Origin of the sequence: Paraburkholderia sp. RL18-085-BIA-A (assembly GCF_046027075.1) — a bacterium.
Lineage (GTDB): Bacteria > Pseudomonadota > Gammaproteobacteria > Burkholderiales > Burkholderiaceae > Paraburkholderia.
The window spans coordinates 1-317 of record NZ_JARESU010000690.1 but is presented as its reverse complement, the minus strand read 5'-3'; the positions used below and the strand labels follow the sequence as shown (position 1 = coordinate 317).

The following is a 317-nucleotide window of genomic DNA, read 5'->3' as shown; positions in this document are numbered from 1 at the left end:
TGCCGAGCTGGATGCCCTCGACGTCGACTCCGAGGCCACGGGCAAGCGCCGCGGCGAACATCGCGTTCTGCACATTGTGCAGCGCGAGCCCTTGCACAGTGGCGGGAATCAGATATGTCCACAACAATGGAACGCGCCGGCCACTATCCCACAGCACGATCAGGTGACCGCCGGCTTCTTCCTCCAGCACGAGCGCCGCGCCGCCCGCGCGAATATGCTCGCCGACCAACGGGTGCGCAGCGTTCATCGTGACATAGCACAGCCGGCTTGCATCGGTATGATCCGCCATCTTCATGCACAACGGATCGTCGGCGTTA

General features: G+C 63.4%; 1 protein-coding gene. It reads right to left on the bottom strand.

Annotated elements, in window-relative coordinates:
• Nucleotides 1-295: hypothetical protein (locus P0D89_RS54410; protein WP_408379911.1), on the bottom strand; the 295-nt coding region annotated here is incomplete at its 3' end.
• Nucleotides 296-317: the final 22 nt, after the last annotated feature.